The organism is Enorma phocaeensis (assembly GCF_016901575.1).
Lineage (GTDB): Bacteria > Actinomycetota > Coriobacteriia > Coriobacteriales > Coriobacteriaceae > Limicola > Limicola phocaeensis_A.
The window spans coordinates 34954-55910 of record NZ_JACJKQ010000001.1 but is presented as its reverse complement, the minus strand read 5'-3'; the positions used below and the strand labels follow the sequence as shown (position 1 = coordinate 55910).

At 59.8% G+C, this 20957-nt stretch carries 13 protein-coding genes; 6 read left to right on the top strand and 7 right to left on the bottom strand.

Annotation, left to right across the window (positions count from 1 at the left end):
* Positions 1-273: 273 nt before the first annotated feature.
* From H6A15_RS00225 to H6A15_RS00210, 4 genes are all read left to right on the top strand, one after another.
* On the top strand, positions 274-1518 hold the full coding sequence (locus H6A15_RS00225) for a glycosyltransferase family 2 protein (protein ID WP_204671114.1): 1245 nt from the start codon (positions 274-276) through the stop codon (positions 1516-1518).
* 122 nt (positions 1519-1640) lie between these two features.
* On the top strand, positions 1641-2660 hold the full coding sequence (locus H6A15_RS00220; protein WP_204671104.1) for a hypothetical protein: 1020 nt from the start codon (positions 1641-1643) through the stop codon (positions 2658-2660).
* A gap of 6 nt (positions 2661-2666) precedes the next feature.
* Entirely contained in the window at positions 2667-4478 is a 1812-nt protein-coding gene (locus H6A15_RS00215; protein WP_204671102.1) for a DUF4422 domain-containing protein, read from the top strand.
* 152 nt (positions 4479-4630) lie between these two features.
* Positions 4631-6706, top strand: a complete 2076-nt coding sequence (locus H6A15_RS00210; RefSeq protein ID WP_204671100.1) for a DUF6541 family protein — start codon at positions 4631-4633, stop codon at positions 6704-6706.
* 43 nt (positions 6707-6749) lie between these two features.
* Here the strand turns inward: H6A15_RS00210 and H6A15_RS00205 are convergent, their stop codons facing one another.
* Entirely contained in the window at positions 6750-8738 is a 1989-nt protein-coding gene (locus tag H6A15_RS00205; RefSeq protein WP_204671099.1) for a DUF6541 family protein, read from the bottom strand.
* A gap of 169 nt (positions 8739-8907) precedes the next feature.
* Here H6A15_RS00205 and H6A15_RS00200 point away from each other — a divergent pair, with 169 nt between their 5' ends.
* A complete protein-coding gene (locus H6A15_RS00200; protein ID WP_204671097.1) occupies positions 8908-10638 on the top strand; it encodes a DUF6020 family protein in 1731 nt (576 codons plus the stop codon).
* 19 nt (positions 10639-10657) lie between these two features.
* Here the strand turns inward: H6A15_RS00200 and rfbB are convergent, their stop codons facing one another.
* The 3 genes from rfbB to H6A15_RS00185 form a co-directional block, all read right to left on the bottom strand.
* Complete coding sequence (gene rfbB, locus H6A15_RS00195; RefSeq protein WP_204671095.1) at positions 10658-11704, bottom strand: dTDP-glucose 4,6-dehydratase; 1047 nt, start codon at positions 11702-11704, stop codon at positions 10658-10660.
* Positions 11705-11730: 26 nt separating this feature from the next.
* Positions 11731-13053: a L,D-transpeptidase family protein gene (locus H6A15_RS10625; protein WP_204671093.1), complete on the bottom strand. Its 1323-nt coding sequence runs from the start codon at positions 13051-13053 to the stop codon at positions 11731-11733.
* Positions 13054-13347: 294 nt separating this feature from the next.
* Entirely contained in the window at positions 13348-14907 is a 1560-nt protein-coding gene (locus tag H6A15_RS00185) for a hypothetical protein (RefSeq protein WP_204671091.1), read from the bottom strand.
* Positions 14908-15048: 141 nt separating this feature from the next.
* Here H6A15_RS00185 and H6A15_RS00180 point away from each other — a divergent pair, with 141 nt between their 5' ends.
* Positions 15049-16215 (top strand): glycosyltransferase family 4 protein, encoded by a 1167-nt coding sequence (locus H6A15_RS00180; protein ID WP_204671088.1) that lies wholly within the window; start codon positions 15049-15051, stop codon positions 16213-16215.
* Here the strand turns inward: H6A15_RS00180 and H6A15_RS00175 are convergent.
* The 3 genes from H6A15_RS00175 to H6A15_RS10620 form a co-directional block, all read right to left on the bottom strand.
* Positions 16172-17140 carry an acyltransferase family protein gene (locus H6A15_RS00175; protein ID WP_204671086.1) on the bottom strand — a complete coding sequence of 323 codons (969 nt, stop codon included), beginning with the start codon at positions 17138-17140 and terminating at the stop codon, positions 16172-16174. The two genes, H6A15_RS00180 and H6A15_RS00175, sit on opposite strands and share 44 nt — an antisense overlap.
* Positions 17141-17180: 40 nt before the next feature.
* The gene (locus H6A15_RS00170; RefSeq protein ID WP_204671084.1) at positions 17181-19436 is read right to left on the bottom strand and encodes a CHAP domain-containing protein; all 2256 of its coding nucleotides are present in this window, start codon (positions 19434-19436) and stop codon (positions 17181-17183) included.
* A gap of 123 nt (positions 19437-19559) precedes the next feature.
* On the bottom strand, positions 19560-20810 hold the full coding sequence (locus H6A15_RS10620) for a polysaccharide biosynthesis C-terminal domain-containing protein (protein ID WP_204671082.1): 1251 nt from the start codon (positions 20808-20810) through the stop codon (positions 19560-19562).
* Between the last annotated feature and the right edge of the window lie 147 nt (positions 20811-20957).

The window sequence follows — 20957 nt, the reverse complement described above, 5'->3', positions numbered from 1 at the left end:
GGTTGTGTGAGAAATCGAGAGATGTCTTACGAGCGAGGCGCCGAATGCGTGTGACATAGCTTGGGCAAAACCGGGTACAAAGCCGACCAGCACCCATCCCTCTTGTGTCCAAAACCATCGAAGGGCCGCATAAGCAAGGCTCCAAGATGTGGAGACCCGGATAAGACCCATACGCCGCCAAAAACCAGCACGTGACATTTGCTGGAAGGTCAACTGCTCGGCGCACTCTATATAATGGTGGCCTGTACCACACGCCAAGCGCAAGGAAACGACATGACCAACACGCAAAAGACCGAAGGCACAAACCCTCTCGTATCGGTAATCATGCCGGTGTACAACACCTCGCCATATCTACGCCAATGCATGGACAGCATCCTTGCCCAGACACTTGACGATTTTGAACTCATTTGCGTCGACGACGGCTCAACAGATGAATCGTTGTCGATTTTGAATGAATATCGCGAACGTGACCGCCGCGTCCAGGTTATCCAGCAGGAAAACAGCGGAGCCGGCGTTGCACGAAATAATGCGGTCAACTTCGCACGTGGGACATTCTTCTTCTTTATGGACTCTGACGACTACTGCAGGGAAGATTTCTTAGAGAAGACCGTGTCCTGCGCCCAGCAATATAACGCCGACGTGGTCATGACCGCGTTTCGCCTCTACAACCAGCGACTTGGCTGCGAGATTCCGGCAGACTGGTCGCTCAAGCGCTGGCTCTATCCCGACGGCGCGTTCAATTGGCGGGACAACCCCAACGATCTGTTCGTCACCTTCCACAACTACCCCTGGAACAAGCTCATACGCGCGAGCTTTATGCGAGAAAACAATATCCGGTTCCAGGAGATTTACCTCACCGAAGACCTCATGTTCTCAGCTCCTGCGCTGGTGCTCGCCAGTCGACTTGCATGCGTAGATGAGCCCTTGGTCGTTCATCGCGAAGCGGTAGAGAGCAGCATGTCGGGAAAGGCCCGCCACCCATTTGATTTCTTCACGGCGTTTATGACGTTCAAAGACTTTCTCAAGCAGCAGGGGGTCTTTGATGAGCTCTTTGTTGCCTATGCAAACTGGGCAGCAAATGCCTGCAGATACAACCTGCTTACCATCAAGGACCACGGAGCGTTTTCGGCCGTATACGAGCTACTCTCCTCGCACGGGCTTCACGATCTGGAAATAGACAACCTTCCCGAAGGCACTCTGACCAACGAAGAGGACATAAGGGTCATGCACAATCTCCTCAATTCGAGCGAGGCGTACGTCCTGTTTGCCGAATATGCACCTCTCCGCGATTATATCGACACGTGCAACGCTCAAAAGCTTATGGATTATCTGCATATCCAGCAGCTGCTGACCTATGTTGAAAAAGCCGAACGCCAAGAACACGAACTCGAAGCTTTGAAACAGCGGGTATCGACGCTTGAGCAAGAGAAGCAATCTATATACGAATCCACGTCATACCGTCTTGGAAATATGGTGGTGCGTCCGCTCCGCTCCATCAAGGACCATCTGTCCTCATAAATCGAGGAAACGGTGAAGGCCCCCTCTTGAACATGCGCCCTTGTTAGAATAGGTACGCATTATCGAAGCCGATTGCGTCGACAAATGAGAACTGAACGCCACCACGACGCCTGAGGAGTCTTATGTCTCTGAAAGATTCGCTGTATGACACCATCGACGGCAACAGGATGGGCCATGCCTTTCTAACCGCTCGTCGCGTGCTCAGGGAAGAAAAATCGTCTCGCGAGCCGCTTTCCACCGAGCACGAATTTATTGACCGCAGCTCCGGAAGCGAAAACCTCTGCATTATCCTCGCTGGATATAAAGAGGACCTGTGGGACGATGTGTTCGGACGAATTGCCGCTTACGCGCCCGCGGATCTAGACATCTGCATCATGACGAGCGGCCTTAAGAACCAAAAGCTTCAGAACCTCGCCGAGAAGTATGGTTGGTCGTATCTCTCGACCACCGTAAATCACCTTTCACTCATCCAGAACATAACCATTGAAGAGCATCCTCATGCAAAGTGGATCTATAAGCTTGACGAGGACATGTTCATCTCGAAAAACTTCTTCACGGCGCTCAAGGACACCTATCGTCTCGTCGTCGATGACAGCTTCTACCTTCCGGCGTTTGTTTCTCCCCTTATCAATGTGAGCTGCTACGGCCACCTGCGGCTGCTCGAGAAGTGCGGACTCATCGAAGACTTTCGCGCTACCGGGCTTACCGACATGAAAATCACCGACGGCTTGCACCACAACAAGGCCATTATCGAAGATGCCCGCGTGGCTCGCTACATGTGGGGAGATACCCAGCCCATGTTGCGCGACGTCGACGCGCTCACTGAACGCTTCTCGCAGGAGAAACTTTCGTTTACCGTTTGCCCAACCCGCTACAGCATCGGTGCCATCCTGTTCACCCGCGAGGCGTGGGAGGACTTTGGTCGTTTCCCGCTCACTTTTGTGGGCAGCGAGTATGGTCTTGGCGATGACGAGGAGCACATCTGCCATTACGCCTGTTTCACCGGTCGCGCCATGATCGTCAGCGAAAACAGCGTTGCCGGCCATCTTGGTTATGGCCCTCAAACTAAAGAGATGGTGAAGTATTATCTTGACCACAAGGATCGCTTTGCCCTCCATGCCGTCTCGTCGGATGCACGGTAGGTTGCTATGAGCAACGATCCCACCATCAAGATCCTCGTCTCCTGCCACAAAGATGTGATGCTCCCCGAATCGGAGGTCTATCTGCCCGTCCATGTGGGCGCCGCGCAGGCAAAGGAGCCACTCGCCGGCATGCAGCCAGACAACGAGGGCGACCACATCTCCGACCGAAACTTCACGTTTTGCGAGCTGAGCGGGCAATACTGGGGTTGGAAGAACCTCGATGCCGACTACGTGGGACAGTGCCACTATCGTCGCTTCTTCGCCTTTGACGGCCAGAGCCACCCGGCGAACGACCATCTGCAAATGGAATATCCACAGATGTCGCAGGAGGCGTTCTCGCTCTTCCACCTCGATGACACCGACGCCATCAAGCAAGCGGCGACGGCATGCGACATGATCGTCCCGCCGCTCTGGGATGTACGAAACGCCCCGACGCCGTGCGGGCCCCAGCAAACCGTCGCGTCGCACATGATCTCGTACGGGCTGCTGGCGCAAGAGGACGTGGACAAGCTTGTCGCAATCGTGGCGGAACGCCAGCCCGACTATCTCGATGATCTCAAGCGCTACCTTGATGGCTATCACTATCGCGGCTACAACTGCTTCATCATGAAGCGAGCGTTGTTTGATGTGCTCTGCGCCTTCGAGTTTGACGTTCTCCTTGCGTTCGACCAACAGAAGGACTACGCGGGACTCACGGCAACGCAGCGACGCATTTGCGGCTATCTGGGTGAAATCCTCTTCAGCGTGTTTGTCGCTCACCAGCAGCGCATCGGCTCCCCCGTTATTACTGAGCTCCCCATGGTGTTCTTTGAGACCACGAGCGCCGCGCTTCCCGCGCCAAGCGATGACGGCATCACGATCTACTGGCAATGGCATGATCAGGCCCCCGAAGCGCTGTCGGTCTGCCTCGATGCGCTGGCGCAGGCCGTGTCGCCGGGCGCTACCTACCGCGTACATGTCATCACGGACAACCGCTGCGCGTTCTCACGCGCACTCGCCGGCATGCGCGCCCTGCCGGGCAACGTGGCGATCGACCAGATTATCTGGCCGGCTCTGCAACGACCCGGCTCGTTGCCTCCGGTCGACGACCACACCATCGCGGAGCACATGCCCGAACTCTCGCCGTGGCTCTTCCCCCACGCGAATGCCAAGGCCATCTGGGTGTGTGACACCGTGCTGTTCAACGACGACCCCGCCCGTCTGCTCGCTGTGTCTCGCGGCGCTTACGCCGCCCTGCGCGCACTCAAACTGGAACGCGAGCTCAACAAGCCGCCGCGCCGCGCGCAACAGGAGAGTTATCTCGCCGCAGCGGAGGCACCAGTGTACTGCGATCCCGCGGTATGCGTTGTCGATGCGGCCACTGCTCGTGCGCAGCACACCGCACAAGGCGCCATCGCTGCGTGTCAGACGCATGCTCCCGCTGTCGACGGCCTTGACAAGGCTGTTCGCCAAAGCCTTTCGCTGGTCAAGCTGGCATGCGAGACGCTGCCGTTCGACCTCGCGTGCCCCTCGTTGCACGTGGTCGACACGGCAACCTGGTCCCCTTCGGAGTCGGTGGCGGCCTGGAAGGCGGCAAGCGACCCGTTGTGCGTCTCGTTCGAAGAGCCCGGTGTCCCTCATGCCGATGTCGAATACAGCCACAACTGGCTGTTCTGGCAGGCCGCCCGCGGCAGCAAGGTATATGAAACCATCCTGCGCGCCGGCGTCGCCCCCCAACCTCCGACTGCCGATCGAACCGATCTTGTCCATCGCCTCTTCCCCACGGGAACACTTCGATGGCGAATCGCAAAGAAGCTGAGCCGCCTTTTGGGACGCTGAGCGGCTCCTGCAGTAGGGCATTGTCACATCGCGCGGCTGCTCCGATCGACGGGGCGGCCGCGTCTACCTAGGCCCCTTGCACCTGCAGAACGCCGCACCATGAGTCTTGATATCATTTTGCTGCATCATTTGATCGGAAAGGTGACCTTCACATGACATGGCTTGAGCTTTGCGCTGCCGCCCTGTGCACAGCCTTGCTTCTGTTCCTACCGGGCGGCCTGCTTCTTTCCGGTCTTCGCGTACGCCCGCTCAATGCCGTGCTCTATGCACCCATGGTCTCCCTTTTTGCCTATTGTGTGCTGGCAATCATCTATGGAGCGGCAGGGGTGCCCGCGTCCTGCGCATCGCTCGTGGCGCCGTTCCTTGGTATCGCCGCGCTCTGCTTGCTCGCGTCGGCACTGCTCAAACGCCGACGCGACCATGCGACGCAATCTCGGCAGGGAAGCAATCGCGACAAGCAGCGGCGCGCCACGGACGCGCTCCATGTTGGTCTTTGGGCAACGTTCTGCGTTGTAAGCACCGTAGTTGCCGTACGGTTTTTCATCATCCCGCTCGACGGCCCCACCTCCTTTGTGCAGGACAGTGATAACACCTTCCACCTCTCCCTCATTCAGGCATTCGTGGAGTCGGGCAACTACTCATCGTTGCATGCCACGCTGTACCCCGATGCGCAAGCCATCACGCTTCCCCTGGTTGACACTGCCGCAAGCTTCTATCCGGCAGCATGGCACTGCCTCTGCGCGATGGTCGTCAGCGCGCTCAACGTCTCCATTCCCGTTGCGGTCAACGCCGTGAACTTCGTCTTGCTCGCCTTGGTCTTCCCCACATCGGCGTTTGCCTTGCTCACAACCGTGTTCCGCGGCGAGCGCACGCCGTTGGTGTGCGGAGCTTTGCTCTGCCTGGCCTTCACCGCCTTCCCCTGGGGGGCGCTGTATCCGGCAGCGGGACCGCTCTATGCGAATTTCATCGGCTTCTGCATGCTTCCCGCCCTCTGCGCCCTTTTCATCAAACTGGTCGACAACCACTACACGCCGCAGCAATATGCCGCGATGCTCCTCATGCTGCTCGCCGGCGCCATCGCGTGTACGCTTGCACATCCCAATGTGATCTTCTCTGCCGCCGTGTTGCTCTACCCCTTCTGCTTAAGCCGCCTCGGGCGGGCATGCGCGCAACGTTGGAATCGCTGGCATGCCCTGCTCGCAGGAGCTGTCTTCACGTTTGCGGTCGCCGCTCTGTGGTACGTCGCGTATCGTCTTCCCCCGCTCCAATCCATCGTCCAATTTGACTGGGATCCTTTCACGGACATTCCCGGGGCGCTGGTTGCCTGCCTCTCACTCTCGTTGCGCATAGAAGACTTTCCGCAGTGGGGGTTGGGCCTCTTGGTGATCGTGGGTGCATTCACGCAGCTTCGTCAGCCCGGCCGGCGTTGGCTTGTTGCCTCGTGGCTCCTGTCGTGCGCGCTCTTCGTAGTCTGCGGCGCGACGGACGGCGAACTTGAACATCTCCTCACAGGCTTCTGGTACACCGATCCCTACCGTATTGCCATTCTGGTCGCGCTCAGCGCCCTGCAACTTGCCGTAGCCGGTGCCACCGCCGTGGTGCGAGCGCTCATCCGTGGCATCGCGGCGCTTCGAAAGGGAGCCGGTATCGGCATGGTTGGCAGCGCCTGCGCCTGCTTGCTCGCGCTCGTCCCGACCGGCCTCATGCTCTACCGGTCCGTCAACGAGGCCTGGAACGATCAAACAACGACACCCTTTGGCAACATTGAGTTCTGCCTCATGGCCGGTAATGACGTCAAACGAAACAACACGCTCGATCCGGCCGAGCGCGCATTCCTGCACAAGGTTGCCGAGGTCGTCGACCCCTCCTACCAAATCTATAACTGCGCCGACGACGGCAGCCCCTTTGGCTACCCCCTTGAAGGGCTCAACCTGTGTTATCGGCGCTCGGCGGCCGAGACCCTAGAAACGGAGCCGTCATACGCCGGGCTGCTGCGGACGCACATCAACGAGCTGGCAAGCAACACACATGTGCAAGAGGTGCTCAAAGAGGCGAATATCAAGTATATACTCGTGCTTGACCTCGGTGGACAAAATACGCCCTATCGCTGCTACTACGGCTATTACTGGCGCCAAAAATGGCTTGGCATCAACAGCATCGACGGCACCACCCCTGGTCTGAAATGCCTGCTTTCAGAAGGCGACCGACGGCTGTATGAGATTGTCTAGCACGTCGACGCCATGCTGACGGCGCATGTGCCGGCATGATGAGCTATGCGACAACTCGATACAACCTCATGTCGCCGCTGCTCAGCACCACCTCAAACCCCGGCGTGGTGTCATTTATTCTCATGAGGCCGCCCCACCCGCCATCCACCGATGTCTGGTCGGTGCCGAACGGCTGGTATACGCTGTGGTCACCCGTAAGGCCCGGAGCATCAAGCTGAACAACATACGCCACCTGTTCCGTCTGCGCCGCATTTCGAACATCTTCCGCCGCTGACAGCTCGTCAAGACGATTGTTGATCAGGTCGTGTGCTTCGTCATCTTGGGCAAAGTAATGTCTGTTCAAGAGGTTGATGCCATGGGTCATATACGCGTACACGCTGCCGTCGTAGGGATTGTTGGCCACAACGGCATCCCCCACAACCTGCTTGCATTCTGCAAGAAACGCCTCCTCGTCGTCGGTGAGGGAATGAACGGTCGCCAGCTCGACAAAGCGCTCATATCGCCTCCCAAACGATGTGACCACATCTCCTTGACCAGCCAAAATGAAGTTCGGCAGATATACGGCAAACATCATTGCCCCCGCGCAACACACGTATGCCGGCACGGAGCACGCACGTCCACGATTGCCACTTAACGCCCCGGCAACAGCAGCCGCAAGGCCATCGAGACCACATGCAGCAAGGGGGATCATGACAAGGACCGCACCCGATGCAATGCGATCAATGTCGTTGTACCAAAATCCCGTGATCAACGTGCCAAAGGGTCCTCCCTCAAGCGCGCCGCTCAAAAGATATCCCAAGCAGAAGTATCCGTAGGCGCCAAGCAACCAACGGTGGGTGCGCATATTCAATACGCGAACGATACCGGCGAACACAATCAAGGCAAGCAACACCTGCGCAACGGTGTTGCGATAGCCAAGATCGAGATAGTCCATAATCGCTTGGAATGGCGTGGCATACGTCGACCAGGCATAATCAACCACATCCGTAAAGACCGGCAGATGCTGGCAAACCACCCAAATCAAAGCGACGAAAACAAAGAAGGCACCGGCGGCGCCCAACGCAAGTGACCGCTTCTCCTTGACCTCCAACACCACGCGATACATACGAAGCATGCACCACGGCGTGAGAATCACCGCTGCCGTGAAGATCGCATTGGGTTGTAAGCAAACGAGCGAACAGCAAGCAAAGACGAATACGACACCATAGGCCGCGCGCCCACCCTGCTGGGTGAAAAGAGAGATAAAGCAGGACATTGCCGCAGGCAACAAAACAAACGCGGCGAAATTGGGGTACTGCGGCCCATACGCAAGCGGCCCCCAAGGAAACGCCGTGAACGCCAGGGTACACAACGCAGCGCAAATATGAATGCGCGCCCTGTCACCAAACAACCTGTCCACAAAGGTATACATGCTGAGGGGGAAGACGCATGCGACCAGCACGACATTGATCGCATTCTCCGCCAAAGCCAGCGAGACATGAAGCACGTCGGCCACCGCAGCTGTCAGAATATGCCACGCCGCCGGATAAAACGCGAGATCGCCAAACGGCACGAGCGTGTCGGAGGGATACTGGGTTGCTTGAGCTACCGAAAAGCTACCGGTCTCGACAAAGGAGGACATCAGGTTGAGGTGAAAGGCGTTATCGAACATTTGCGCAAAAGAGTCTGCGCCATCGAGCGGCCGAATAAAGAGCAGCGTGGTCACCGCAACACCCATGACCACATATAGGCCTTGGTTGATCACATCCCATTTCGACCACGTGTGGCGGGAAGCAGTTCGCATCGCAGCAAACAAAACCAAGGCGATGCCTATTGAGAGCACCGCGAGGACAGCAAGCAAGACCAGCCCGGAAACGCGTATCCCCGCAAGGCCGCATACGGTTCCCACAGCGGCCAGCTCAAATACGGACAGAAGCGGAGCAAACGCCACCAGGTATTTGCGCGGCAAGGCGGTGCGCCAGAGCTGAATCAAACCAGGAAGATACAGTACACATGCGCCCAAGGCGGCAGCAATGGCAAATTGAACCCACATACGGCTTTCTCCCCTCTTCCCTGGGCATTCAGTCTACACCAGCGGGCAGGCACGTTACCAAGCGTACAACGAGTCGAAACAGCAATAACCCCTCGTTCCACCTAGAACCGTCTCACAAGAATGTGTACCATAGCGATGGACTAGGCTCACTCGACACTAAGGGCACCATATGGCTGAACACGGTATTACGTTAAACAGAATCCGTCCGGCGACCGTGGGAAAGGCGTTGCTGTTCCTTGCGCTTTCATGGCTGCTTGCCATCTTGGGCGTCATGGGAAGCGCACTCATGGCGAACGGATGGACGGATCTCACCACAGGCGACATGCTCGTGCGCTCGCTGGTGTTCACGCCTGTCGCCGCCGTCGCTCTCCTCGCGGGCGATCTGCTGCTGGGCATGGTGGCGCGCCGTGTCGCAGCAGCGGGATCCCATGCCGCAGACGTCTCCATGCTCGACCGGTTCATCCCCCGGCGCAGCACCAAAAGCGTCTTGCTGTTTGCGGGCATCCTCCTGCTCTTTTGGGCCTTCTGGATCATCGCGTTTTATCCCGGCTCCATGAACTATGACACGTACTACCAGATCACGCAGGTGTATCCGCATGGCGATCCGGTGAGCATCGGCGTGTGGTCTGTACCGAACGTGCCTGTGGAGGGCGCCCAGTTTTCCGATCACCATCCGCTGTTTGACACACTCATTTACGGCGCGTTCGGCTGGGTGAGCCACCAGCTGTTCGGGACATGGAACGTTGGCGTCTTTGCCGTCGCCGTCTTGCAGTCGATCGGTACGGCCATCGCGTTCTCCTATGCCTTCGCCTACCTTCGATCCATCGGTACGCCGCGTCCGCTCTGCATCGGTGCCTATGTATTCGTCTGCCTCATTCCCATTTTTGGAAACTACGCCTCAACGGTGCTCAAAGACATGCTGTTCTCGGGCATCTACATTGTCTGGTTTGTATTCATCATCGAGATAGTGAGAACACGCGGCAAGGTCCTTGGTAAACGGCGCTTCCTCATCATGAGCATCGTGCTGGGCTCCCTGCTCGCTCTCACCAAAAAGACGGGCGTCTACATCGTGGTGGGCAGCATGGTGCTCTTTGCGCTCATTTATCGCGGTTCGCGCCTCCGTTGCCTGCTGCAGGCCGCCATTCCCGGCGCACTCATTTGGGTGCTCCTGCCTGCCGTCGTATTCCCCCTCCTGAACGTTGTTCCCGGAGGAAAGCAAGAAATCATGGGGACGCCTTTCCAAATGACGGCGCGCTATGTCTCGCTTCACGAAAACGAGCTGAGCGATGAAGAGCGTCAGGCTATCGACGACGTGCTGGTCTACGACACGCTGGCGGATCGGTATTCCCCCAAATGGGCAGACCCCGTGAAATACGCCTACGTGCAAGATGCCTCTCGTGACGCGTGGGTGGCGTATGCAAAAACCTGGCTCGTCGAAGGTCTTCGCCACCCCACCACGTACCTGCAGGCCATGATCGCCATGACCACGGGCTTTGTCGCCCCTGGCGGGACGGTCTTTCTGGAGCAGATCACCTGGGATATGGAAAACGGCGGCAACCCCCTGCTCTACCAGCCCGATGCGCTCGCAGGTTGGCGCGATGCGGCAACGAACCTGTTCAACGCCATCGCCGCCACGCCCGTCCTCAACATCGTGCTGTGGGGCGTCACCTATTGTCTGTGGATCCCCGCGCTGGCGTTTTGGATCTGCGTGCGCCACGCGCCCCGCTGGCTTCCCGTGTTCATCCCGGTGCTGCTCTGCATTGCCAGCATCATGCTCTCGCCCATGTATGACTCGCGATATGCGACGCCGCTCATCTACACCGCCCCGTTGCTCATCTGCCTTGCCGGAAGCTGGTTGGCGCCTATGAAGTCGGCTTCGCACAAACGCCTGCCGAGGTAATCAGCGACGCGCGCAGTTTCTATTGGCCCCGTTTGGCATAGGTCGCTTCAGTCGCAACCTTCGCGAGACGCCACCACGCTTCGTGCTCGCGATACCATGCAATGGTTTGGGAGAGCCCTTCTGCGAAATCGGTGTGCTTTGGCTTCCACCCCAGCTCGCGCCGCAGCTTCCCGGCATCGAGCGCATAGCGGCGGTCGTGCCCCGGCCGGTCGCGCACCCAATCGAACGCATCCTCGTCACGCCCCATGAGACGCAGGATGGTATGCAACACCTCGATATTGCTTCGCTCCCCATCGGCTCCGACGAGATACGTCTCACCCAAACGGCCATGCGTCAGAATGACCCAGATGGCACGGCAATGGTCATCGACATGGATCCAGTCGCGCACATTGCGGCCATCTCCGTACAGCTTTGGCCGCACGCCGGCGAGCACACTCGTCACCGCGCGGGGAATGAACTTCTCAACGTGTTGATACGGCCCATAGTTATTGGAGCAATTGGAGATCGTCGCCCGAACCCCATACGTTCGAACCCATGCCCGCACCAACATGTCGGCAGACGCCTTGCTGCTGGCATAGGGGCTCAAGGGACAATAGGGAGACGCCTCGGTGAACCGGGCGGGATCGTCGAGCGCCAGATCGCCAAACACCTCATCGGTCGAGATATGGTGGAAGCGGACATCGTGGCGACGACATGCCTCAAGCAGGCAAAATGTTCCCTGCACGTTCGTCCTCATGCATGGTTGCGGGTCGGCGATCGCGTTGTCGTTGTGACTCTCGGCGGCAAAGTTCACCACCGCGTCGGATCGCTCGACAAGCCGATCGACCACCTGCTGATCACAGATGTCCCCCACCACCAGCTCGACGCGATCCGTCGGCAATCCTGCAAGATTGTACGGGTTGCCCGCATAGGTCAACTTGTCGAGCACCGTGACCCTCGTGTCGGGATGTTCGAGAACGACCAGCCGCACGAAGTTGGAACCGATAAAACCGCACCCGCCCGTGACCAACAAGTGACGAGGGGCGGCCGATGGCCGATCAGCAGTCGCCGTCGCGTTGTCTTGCATGCCGCCCACCTATCACCGGAATCGCGTCACCGATAGGTCACCACCTTGGTGCCCGTGGGCACATTGTCCCAAATCCACTTTGCCTGGTCGATGGGAAGGCGAATACATCCCTCGGATATATTCATGCCCATACGCCCGTCGAGCACATTGAACGTCCCTTGATAGTACTTCACAGAATGAATGAGGTAGTCACCGTAGAACTGCGTGTAGTAGTAGCAGGTGTAGCCATGGCCGAACGAATAGCCCTTCGCCTTGACGGTATACTCTCCCAGCACCGTCGGCGTCGCCGGGGCGCCCGTTGAGCAGATCCAGAACCGATCGAGGTTCCACGCCCCTCGACCACCTCGATAAATACCCAGGTAGTTATTGGTGGTGTCGATCATGATGAGCCACGAGGTGTTGCTCGCATAGCCCTGCGCCATGCTCGTCATGCGATCACGAACGGGAGAACCGACTACGACGCCACCCACACTGACGGTCTGCTGCTCCCCGTGCGCATCGACGACATCGACGGCGAACGAATAGGTGCCCGAAACCGCAATCGGCACCCACGACATCGTCGACGAGCTTGTATAGGAGCCTGCGCGAAGGTTTGAATTCCAATCGGCCCAACCGTCACGCTCCCACACGAAGTTGTATTTCAGCCCCGCGGTATCTCCCGAGACGACCGCCGTGCCATACACGCCCCCGCCGATGTAGAGCGGCGTCTCGTACGACAGATCCAAGCGCTCGAGATTCCATGTCTTGTTGACGCGGAAATCCTGCTCGTATGTCCACGTCTGCCCCGTCTCTTGATCGTGGCAGTCAACGTAGAGGGTGTAGTCGCCACTGTGGGTGAAGGTGTACGTGTGAGAACGCTCTGTCACATGCTCGCCGGTCTCTTTCACCGTAGACGACCAGTCAGCCCAATTGTCGCGCTGCCACACATAGTTGAACACGACGGCCTTTGAGCGCACGCCCGACACTTGAACAGAAAGCGTGAGGTCCGTGTCCACGTATTGCGGCGACGTCTTGTCGAGCGCCAGGCCATCGAAGCTCCACCCCTTATCGACTTCGATAGTGGCATCGAGCGTCTCTTTGCGACCGTCGGGGGCTATGGCGTCGGCAAACACATAGTAGCGCCCCACTTTGGTGGGCCTAAACGACCATGTGGCATCCGCTTGTTCTGCTCCGTGGAGCGCCAAGGAATCCCACTCGTCCCACGTGTCGCCGAAACGCCAGCCAAAGTTGTACCGCAAACCGGCATTGTCGCTTCCCGGCTCCAACACCAAACGCACGTCAATCTCCTGGCCCCAGGGCACCGAAGTCGTAAGCGCGTCCCCCTCCGAAGACAGCTGGAGTGCCGACACGCTCCAATCGCCAACAGTTTCAAGGCGGACTTGGTCTTCCGCATACGCAGGCGTTGTGGGCAGCGCCCCCATCCCCGCCAATGCGACCAACAAGCCGAGGCACCAACGCGTCAAACGCTTCCACCGCATGGGCATTCCCTCCCGTCAAACCGTCAAAACGGGTCGACCGACATGCTGTGGATCCATCATACTGCGCCGCCATGGCGCCGCCACCCGACCCCGTGAACGGCGCCGTCGCCGTGCCGGCCGGTCATCGTCGTTGTTGCGTAGTCGCGACCATGGGTGCGAACGCTATCAGTCGGTCGGCACGCCCTTGATCAGCATGATGCGTGACGGACCGGCGACATTCACGATGTCTGACAAGCGGTTGCCATAAGGATCGGAATGCCACATCAGGTTCTGATGGGGATTGTCGCCCCAGAAGAACCCAAGGTGACAGTCGGTCGTAGCTAGATTCAGCGGATAGAAGAACAGCAGGTTGCCCTTTTCCGCCTTGCCGTCGGCCAACAACGCGGCGACCGAGTCATACGTATAGGTTGTCGCGCCGGATGAGATGGCGTAGCCGTACCAGCGCCATGCGTTGACGTATTCGCCGTTGGTCCCCATTCCCGCGGGAATGAAGGGGGTTGCCGCCGTGATTGCCGCAAGGTTGGCGCCACAGCTTTGATACGCATGCGCAACAAACCCGGCGCAGTTCATGCCGGTAAAACCATCCCAACGGGGACTGCCAACCGGATAAGTGCAATCGCTGGGGCGCACGGTCCAACAGTAGGGTGTGCCCATATAGTAGCCGCCCTGGTGTCCCGCCAGCCACGACACCACGGCGCCGCGCGTGGCGCCGGCAATCATATAGTTGGTCGGATGTGCCGTGAATGCCCGCTCATACGTCGCCACCTCGCCGGATCGCGTGTCGTAGACATCGACATACAGCACATAATAGCCGCTTCGCGGCACAGCAAACACCTGGTCGACGTCGGCCGTATAGTCTCCGGTCTCAAGCAGTGTCGAAGACCACTCCGCCCAGTTGTCGCGTTGCCATACATAGTTGAACCGCACATACGAGGCCGCCTCGCCCACAGCGGGGCATGCATAGGTCACCGACGAGCCCGTCACGATGCGCTCAGGCGCCGCAAGGCGTATGCCCTCGCAGCTCCAGCCCGACGCAACGCGCACATCCGTCGTCAGCGTCTGCTTGACGCCGTCGAGGTGGTAGAAATCGAGCGCAAGATGATAGAGCCCGCTTTTCGACGGTGTGAACGTCCAAGAGGTAGACGCCGTGGTGTCACCGGTGTCCTTGACCGTCGACCCCCATTCATCCCATGTGTCGCCGCGCTGCCACACATAGTTGTATCGCACGCCGCCCGCATCGCCCACAACATCGGGCGTCACGGTCACCGATTCGCCGAGCGCAATCGAAGAGGCGCTCACCTGCATGCCGTTGACGTCATAGGGATATGAAACGCCCACATCCACAGACTTCGTCGTTTTGACGCCGTCGGGCGTGATCACATCGACATAGATGCGATACCAACCCGCCCGTGAGGGCGTAAAGACCCATGTCGCCTCGTTGGTCTCATCGCCCGTCTCCAGCACCGTTGAAGACCAGTCGGACCACGCGTCCTCGTAGTTCCATACGTAATTGAAGCGGCACCCCGCAGCGTCCCCCACAAGCTGCGGGATGATATCGACCGATGCCCCCAGCTGCACGCTGGACGGAGATGCCTCGAGCTGTGCGAAATCGGTCGCCGCCGCACGATCAAACGCCTCGGCGAGCGCGGCACGCGGACAGGCGACCACCAAGGCTGCCCATAGGAGACTCAGCAACGACACCGTAAGCACACGCAGCGTTTTCATAACTGCCACCTCCCACCCCTACGATAGCAAACACCGGCCGTCGCGCTCCCGATAAACGGTCGATCCCATGACGCCGCCGCCATGACCGCCAGAGGCCGTCGCCGGCTCGCTACAATACGGATAGCGAGGTGAAAGGCAGTCATGCATTACGTCATTTTTTCCGCACTGTATCGGCCAAGCATTGGCGGCGTCGAAAACTTCACGGAGCACATTGCGCGTGAATTGGCCGCAGCCGGGCATCGCGTGACCGTGGTGACCAGCAATGTCGCAGGCGTGGACGATGTCGAGCGCGACGGCGGCGTCACGGTGGTTCGCCTGCCCTGCCACGACCTGTTGGGCGGCAGGCTGCCGCTGCCCCGTCGCAATGCGCGGTTTCGCCAGCTCTGGCAACAGCTTGAACAGCTGCCCTGCGACGGCGTGCTGGTCAACACCCGGTTCTACCCGCACTCGGTGCAGGGGGCGCGCTATGCGCGCAGCAAAGGGTTGACGCCCGTGGTGCTCGATCACGGATCGGCGTATCTCACCTTGGGCAACCCGATGCTCGACACCGCCATTAAACTCTATGAGCATGCCATCACCGCCGTTATCAAGGCGACGCGCCCCGCATGCTACGGCGTGTCGCAAAAAAGTTGCGCATGGCTGCGCACCTTTGGCATTGAAGCCCGCGGCGTAATCCCTAACGCCATCGATGCCGACGCCTTTCGCGACACAACCTCGACGCGTGATTTCCGGCACGATTGCGCCGCACGGCCCGAACAGCTCCTGGTGGCCTTTGTGGGACGTCTGGTGCCTGAAAAAGGCGTGTCGCAGCTTGTTGAAGCCGCCCGGATGCTCCACGAGCAACAGGTTGATTGCATGATCGCGTTGGCGGGCGACGGACCCTTGCGCGGCGAGCTGGAACGCATCGCGCCGCCCAACGTAAGACTGCTGGGCCCGCTCGACAAGGCTGACGTCGCCGCCCTGCTCCTGCAAGCAGATCTGCTCTGCCTGCCATCGCGCTCGGAAGGATTTGGCGCCGTGCTGCTTGAGGCGGCGGCATGTGAAACGCCCGCCGCCGTGACGGCGGTGGGCGTGGCACCCGAGCTGATCACCGATGACACGCTGGGCATGCTGCTCCCCACAGATGACGCCGCGGCAATCGCAGAAGCCTTGAGTCATGCCGCACGCCATCGAGCTGCCACGCACGTGCAGGGCACCAAGGTATGCGACAAGGTGCGCACCGAATATTCCTGGCAGGCCGCCGCGCACAGCGCGGAGCAGGCGCTTAGGCGCGCCGTCGCCTCAGTGCCCCCGCGTTCGCAGCGATAACAAATCCCACAAGTAACGAAGCGGAACAGGTAGCCAAGAAGCGGATCATCTCGGTGGACGCCTGCCACCGCATGAGCAGCATGATCACGGCATAGTGGACCACATAGGCGATCATGCTGGTTTCCCCACAGCGCAAGGCGGCAAACCAGCCACGAGCGTCGGCTGCACATGGATGGCGCAACGCGGCGGCGAACACGCCAGTCACGACGATGACCGTTCCGACATACAACTCCTGCAAGCCAAACGTCGCCGCCTCCATGACGGCGCATACCGCCCCGGCAGTCACCATAAGCGCGTCAAATCCCGTGCTCCAAGATGCCAGCTTGTCCTGGTGCTGCCGCAGCAGCAACCCCAACGCAAACGAGGGGATGCCTGTCAACAGCCAGGAACGCATGGGATCGCTCAACGGGGCTATGAAACCGCCAATCTCCCCCACTGCCACGCGCGCCGCCAGCAGGCACGCGCCGCAGACGCAGAAGAGTCGCATCCCACCGGGGCGCTCGCACAGCAGCATCCAAACGAAGTAGACGTAGAGCAGCGCAAACAGGAACCAAAGTGGATAGGCGGGCGGATACGCGTTCCAAACAAAGAAGTTCCACAGCACAGAGCCCAGCATCGGGTAATCGGCGCCACCGCAGCACGCCTCGAAGCTGGGCGTAAGGCCCACCATCGTCGTCACCGCATACAGCGCGACAGCGGCCAGCGCGATGCGAGCCACATGCGCCAACCGCCTGCGCAGCTTCGCCCGGCCCGCGCGGAGCGAAAAAAACCCTGCCACCGCAAAGAAGAACGGCACGCCGAAGCGGGACGCGATGTTCAGACCCGCCGAAAGCGGCCCATCGGGGCTGACCGTATGAAGCGCCACGACGCCGCAAAACGCGACAATGCGAAGCAGGTCCAACGTGTTGTTTCGTTCAGCCGCCATGGTCAGCGCGCCCTCGCGCCGCTCATCACGTCACCCGCCCTTAGTAAGCCGGACGCGCATAGCCGCGGAAATGGGAATCCCACAGCAAGTAGGTGTGCCACACGCTGCTGTAGCCCATGTTGCCCTCAAGCACCGTCACGGTGGAGGCGGTGACGTTTGTCACATAGGAGGCATGGGTGATCCACTGTCCTGCTCGCCACGGTGCCCAATAGGAGAACAAGACGTCGCCACGCTGCACGCCCGACGTTCCATTGTGGAACCGGCCCAAAGCGCGAAACTCATTCGCCAGCCATTCGGGATCGGCCTGCATGCCGCTCGTGCCCCACAGATCGAGCGCGTTGTTCTGCTGGAAGCCCCACCACAGGTACGTGGCGCACCACCAGCCGCGGCGATTGTTGCACAAGGTGCCGCCCGCAGCCATGAGGGCGTTTTCGAACTTCGAGCCGTTATAGGGCGACTGCGACGCCAGGCTCCCCTCAATACGGTTGATGATATCGGCGGCATAGCGGGCGCGGATGTTCAGCACCTGTGCGGTCTGCTTCTCGCCGTACTGGTCGACCACGTCGACATAGAAGCTGTAGATGCCACCGTTGCCGATAGTCACCGTCTTTGAGGCGGCCGTGGTGTAGCCGCCGTTCTTGAGGTCGGAATCCCACACGTACCAGTTGTCGCCCTGCCACACATAGTTGAACGTCAAGCCGGAGGTGTCGCCCTCGAGAATCGGCCTCATGGTGACCTGGGCGTACGGGCGCATGGGGCTCGCATAGGACAGGTCGAGACCCTTGAGCGTCCAGCGCGCATTCACCTGAAGGGTGGCCTGCTTGGTGATCGTCTCGCCCGTCCGCGTGTCCACCACGTCGATATAGAACGTATACGCGCCGCTCTTCGTCGGTGTGAAGGTGAACGACGTCTCCGTGGTACGGGCGCCCGTCTCCTTCACCGTCGACGACCATTCCGCCCAGTTGTCACGCACCCAGACGTAGTTGAACTCAAGCACGTCGCAACGCTCGCCAGTGACATTCGGACGCACGGTAATGGGTGTGCGCACCGTTTGTGGCGACGGCTTGTCGAGCGAGACGCCCGAGAAATCCCAACCGTTGTTCACGTTGAGATTTGTGCTGAGCGTCTGACGCGTGCCATCGGATCCCACCACGTCGACGTACAGCACATACGTGCCGCGCTGCGACGGGGTGAACGTCCACGTGCTCTCGGAGGTCTCTTCGCCCTCCTCCTTCACCGTCGAGGACCACACGTCCCAGCCGCCGTTCAAGCACCACACGTAGTTGAATGTGAGCCCATCGAGCGAGGCGGGCAGCACGGGAGACACCACGACCGATGAGCCGAACTCGATGCTTTCCGCAGAGAGCTCCACGCCGGTCGCTGCGTAAGCGAGGCCGACCACCACGGTCTTCTCGACCGTCTCCTTCGATCCGTCCGGTCCCATGACGTCGGCAAACAGGTGATAGGTCCCCGCCTTGGCCGGCGTGAACGTCCATACGTTTGTTGATGAGGCGGCGCCGGACTTCATGATCGAGTCCCATTCGTTCCAACCGTCACCAAAACGCCAGCCAAAGTTATAGGTGAGGCCCTGCAGGACGCTGCCGTCCGCCATGGCACACGTCAGGTTCACCGACTCGCCAAGCGGAATTGCCGCCTCGTAGGCGTCATCGCCCACGGTCACCACAAGATCGTCGACCGCCCAGTTTTGCATTACGGTCAACGTCGTGGTCTTGGTGAGTGTCGTGCCGTCGGGCTGCACAACATCGATATAGATCTCGTAGCGGCCAACCCGCGAAGGTGTGAACTTCCAGGTGGCATCGGCCGTTTGCGAACCGGTCTCCTTGACGGTCGACGACCACTCCTTCCAAGCCCCTTCGTAGTTCCAAACATAGTTGAAGCGAAGGCCTGCTTCGTCCATCCCGCTCACCTGCGGGGTGACGACGACGGTCTGGCCCAGCACAATGCGCTCTTCAGACAGCTCGATGCCGGTGTAGTCCAGCACCTCGACCGTTTGCGCGGCCGCACCTGCGTCGGGCGCAGGGGTCGCGTCAGGCTGCTCGACAGGCGTCAGATGCTCACCGTCTGCCGCTGTGTCATCACTCGGCGCAGCAACGTCTGCGGTCGAGTCCTCCACTGCCAACGCATCGCCCGCAGCACCAAGCTGCGTCGAGGCCGACAAGGACTCCCCCGTTGCCGCCCCGTTGGCGTGTGCCATATCGTCCGCCCACAGCGACGCGGGCGACACGCCAAGCCCCAACGTGAGCACAAGCAGCAGCGCAGCAGAAAGCCGTCTCATACGATCCCCCTTGTCAGATGCCTGCCGCCATTATAGACATTCTGACGCCCTTCCCCAACACCGGAGCAGGCAGACAAGCCACAGGCGACATCGTGTCGCTGCGCCATGCGGCACGTCACGCACTCAGCGAGGGGACGCCTCTGAGACACGCCGCTGGGTTCGCAGCCGGCGCGCCACGACGACCAGCATGATGGCGATGCCCACGGCGTACGCAGCAGAGATAGCAATGCTCACGCCGTTCATCCCCCACCATGCCACGGCAACCATGGTAAACGGCACCGTCGCGGCGAGGGCGCACACGTTGCCCACCATGTTGCCCCGCATCTCGCGCATGACAATCATGAGGTCATTCAAAAATGAAATGAATGCCGTGAACGATGTGCACACGAGCGCGGCATAGAGCAGATAGGTGTACGGCACGATCTCGGGGCCAAACACCAGCGAGAGGAACGGTTCGCCCAAAAAGAAGAAGCCGACCGTGCCCACCACGCTGATGCCCACAATACCCAGGCAGACCCGGCCCAACAGCGAGGTGAATCGCGAGAAGTTGCCCTCGGTGAACGCGCGCGCAAAAGGCCCCAGCAGCGGAGCGTACATGTAGCTCGCGCCAGCCTGAATAATGAGCACCGGCGTGCACACCGACGCGTAGATGCCCAACATCTCGTTGCCCTGCACCATGCCAAGGTACTGACGCGCCAGCGTGGTGACGGCATAGCTGCACACCATGCCCACCACGGCAGGAAAACACTGTTTGGCGAGCGACGCCATATGCGCCACGTTCACCTGCGGCGTCAGCGATTCGAACTGCGCCGCCCAACGCCAGTCGAGCAGCACGACGGGATAGGTGCACAGCGCCATGGCGATCACGGCGACGAGCAAACTGTTCGTCGCCGCGAGCGCGACCGCAAACGCCACTAAGAACAGCACGCCCCTGAGCGCCATCGATTTGCCGCAGTAATCCATGCGCAGCGAACGCTGGTCGACACCGTGCAGCACATCGATGAACACCTCGCCCACGCGGAACAACAGATAGGCGATGACCACCGCGTAGTCGGCGGGAGCACAGGTGAGAAGCATATAGGGAATGGATATCACCAGGGCGGCCGCGATGCTCACCACGCGAAAGGCGATATATTCGCCGCTGGAAAACTCACCCTCGATATCCGAAACTTGAAAAGAACGCACTTTATACAGGGCGATGGGCGCAAAGATGTTCGAGACCGCCATGGCGACCGCCAGCGACCCCGCCGCGTCATACCCGCTGGAAAGCCGCACCACCAAGATGGTCGTAAGCCACTGACACCCCAGGAACACCAGCGATCCCACGGTATTCCACAACATGTTTTTCTGAATCGAAAGGGTGTCGTTCGACACAACAGCCTCCGTCCGCCATCTGTCTGCCGCGCGGCCAGACCACCTGCACCAGCCACGTAATGCTAGAGGTTCGCATCCCCCGGCGCGAGGGGCGGCTTCAATCCCCATGGAATCATTGGTTTTCCGCGCAGCCTAGACCACGGCGCA

What these genes read in the sequence shown, in the direction of transcription:
- H6A15_RS00175 (WP_204671086.1), bottom strand. Translation starts at nt 17,140, where the DNA reads ATGGCGGCTGAACGAAACAACACGTTGGACCTGCTTCGCATTGTCGCG.
- H6A15_RS00205 (WP_204671099.1), bottom strand. Translation starts at nt 8,738, where the DNA reads ATGTGGGTTCAATTTGCCATTGCTGCCGCCTTGGGCGCATGTGTACTG.
- H6A15_RS00215 (WP_204671102.1), top strand. Translation starts at nt 2,667, where the DNA reads ATGAGCAACGATCCCACCATCAAGATCCTCGTCTCCTGCCACAAAGAT.
- rfbB (WP_204671095.1), bottom strand. Translation starts at nt 11,704, where the DNA reads ATGCAAGACAACGCGACGGCGACTGCTGATCGGCCATCGGCCGCCCCT.
- H6A15_RS00200 (WP_204671097.1), top strand. Translation starts at nt 8,908, where the DNA reads ATGGCTGAACACGGTATTACGTTAAACAGAATCCGTCCGGCGACCGTG.
- H6A15_RS00170 (WP_204671084.1), bottom strand. Translation starts at nt 19,436, where the DNA reads ATGAGACGGCTTTCTGCTGCGCTGCTGCTTGTGCTCACGTTGGGGCTT.
- H6A15_RS00210 (WP_204671100.1), top strand. Translation starts at nt 4,631, where the DNA reads ATGACATGGCTTGAGCTTTGCGCTGCCGCCCTGTGCACAGCCTTGCTT.
- H6A15_RS00185 (WP_204671091.1), bottom strand. Translation starts at nt 14,907, where the DNA reads ATGAAAACGCTGCGTGTGCTTACGGTGTCGTTGCTGAGTCTCCTATGG.
- H6A15_RS00225 (WP_204671114.1), top strand. Translation starts at nt 274, where the DNA reads ATGACCAACACGCAAAAGACCGAAGGCACAAACCCTCTCGTATCGGTA.
- H6A15_RS00180 (WP_204671088.1), top strand. Translation starts at nt 15,049, where the DNA reads ATGCATTACGTCATTTTTTCCGCACTGTATCGGCCAAGCATTGGCGGC.
- H6A15_RS00220 (WP_204671104.1), top strand. Translation starts at nt 1,641, where the DNA reads ATGTCTCTGAAAGATTCGCTGTATGACACCATCGACGGCAACAGGATG.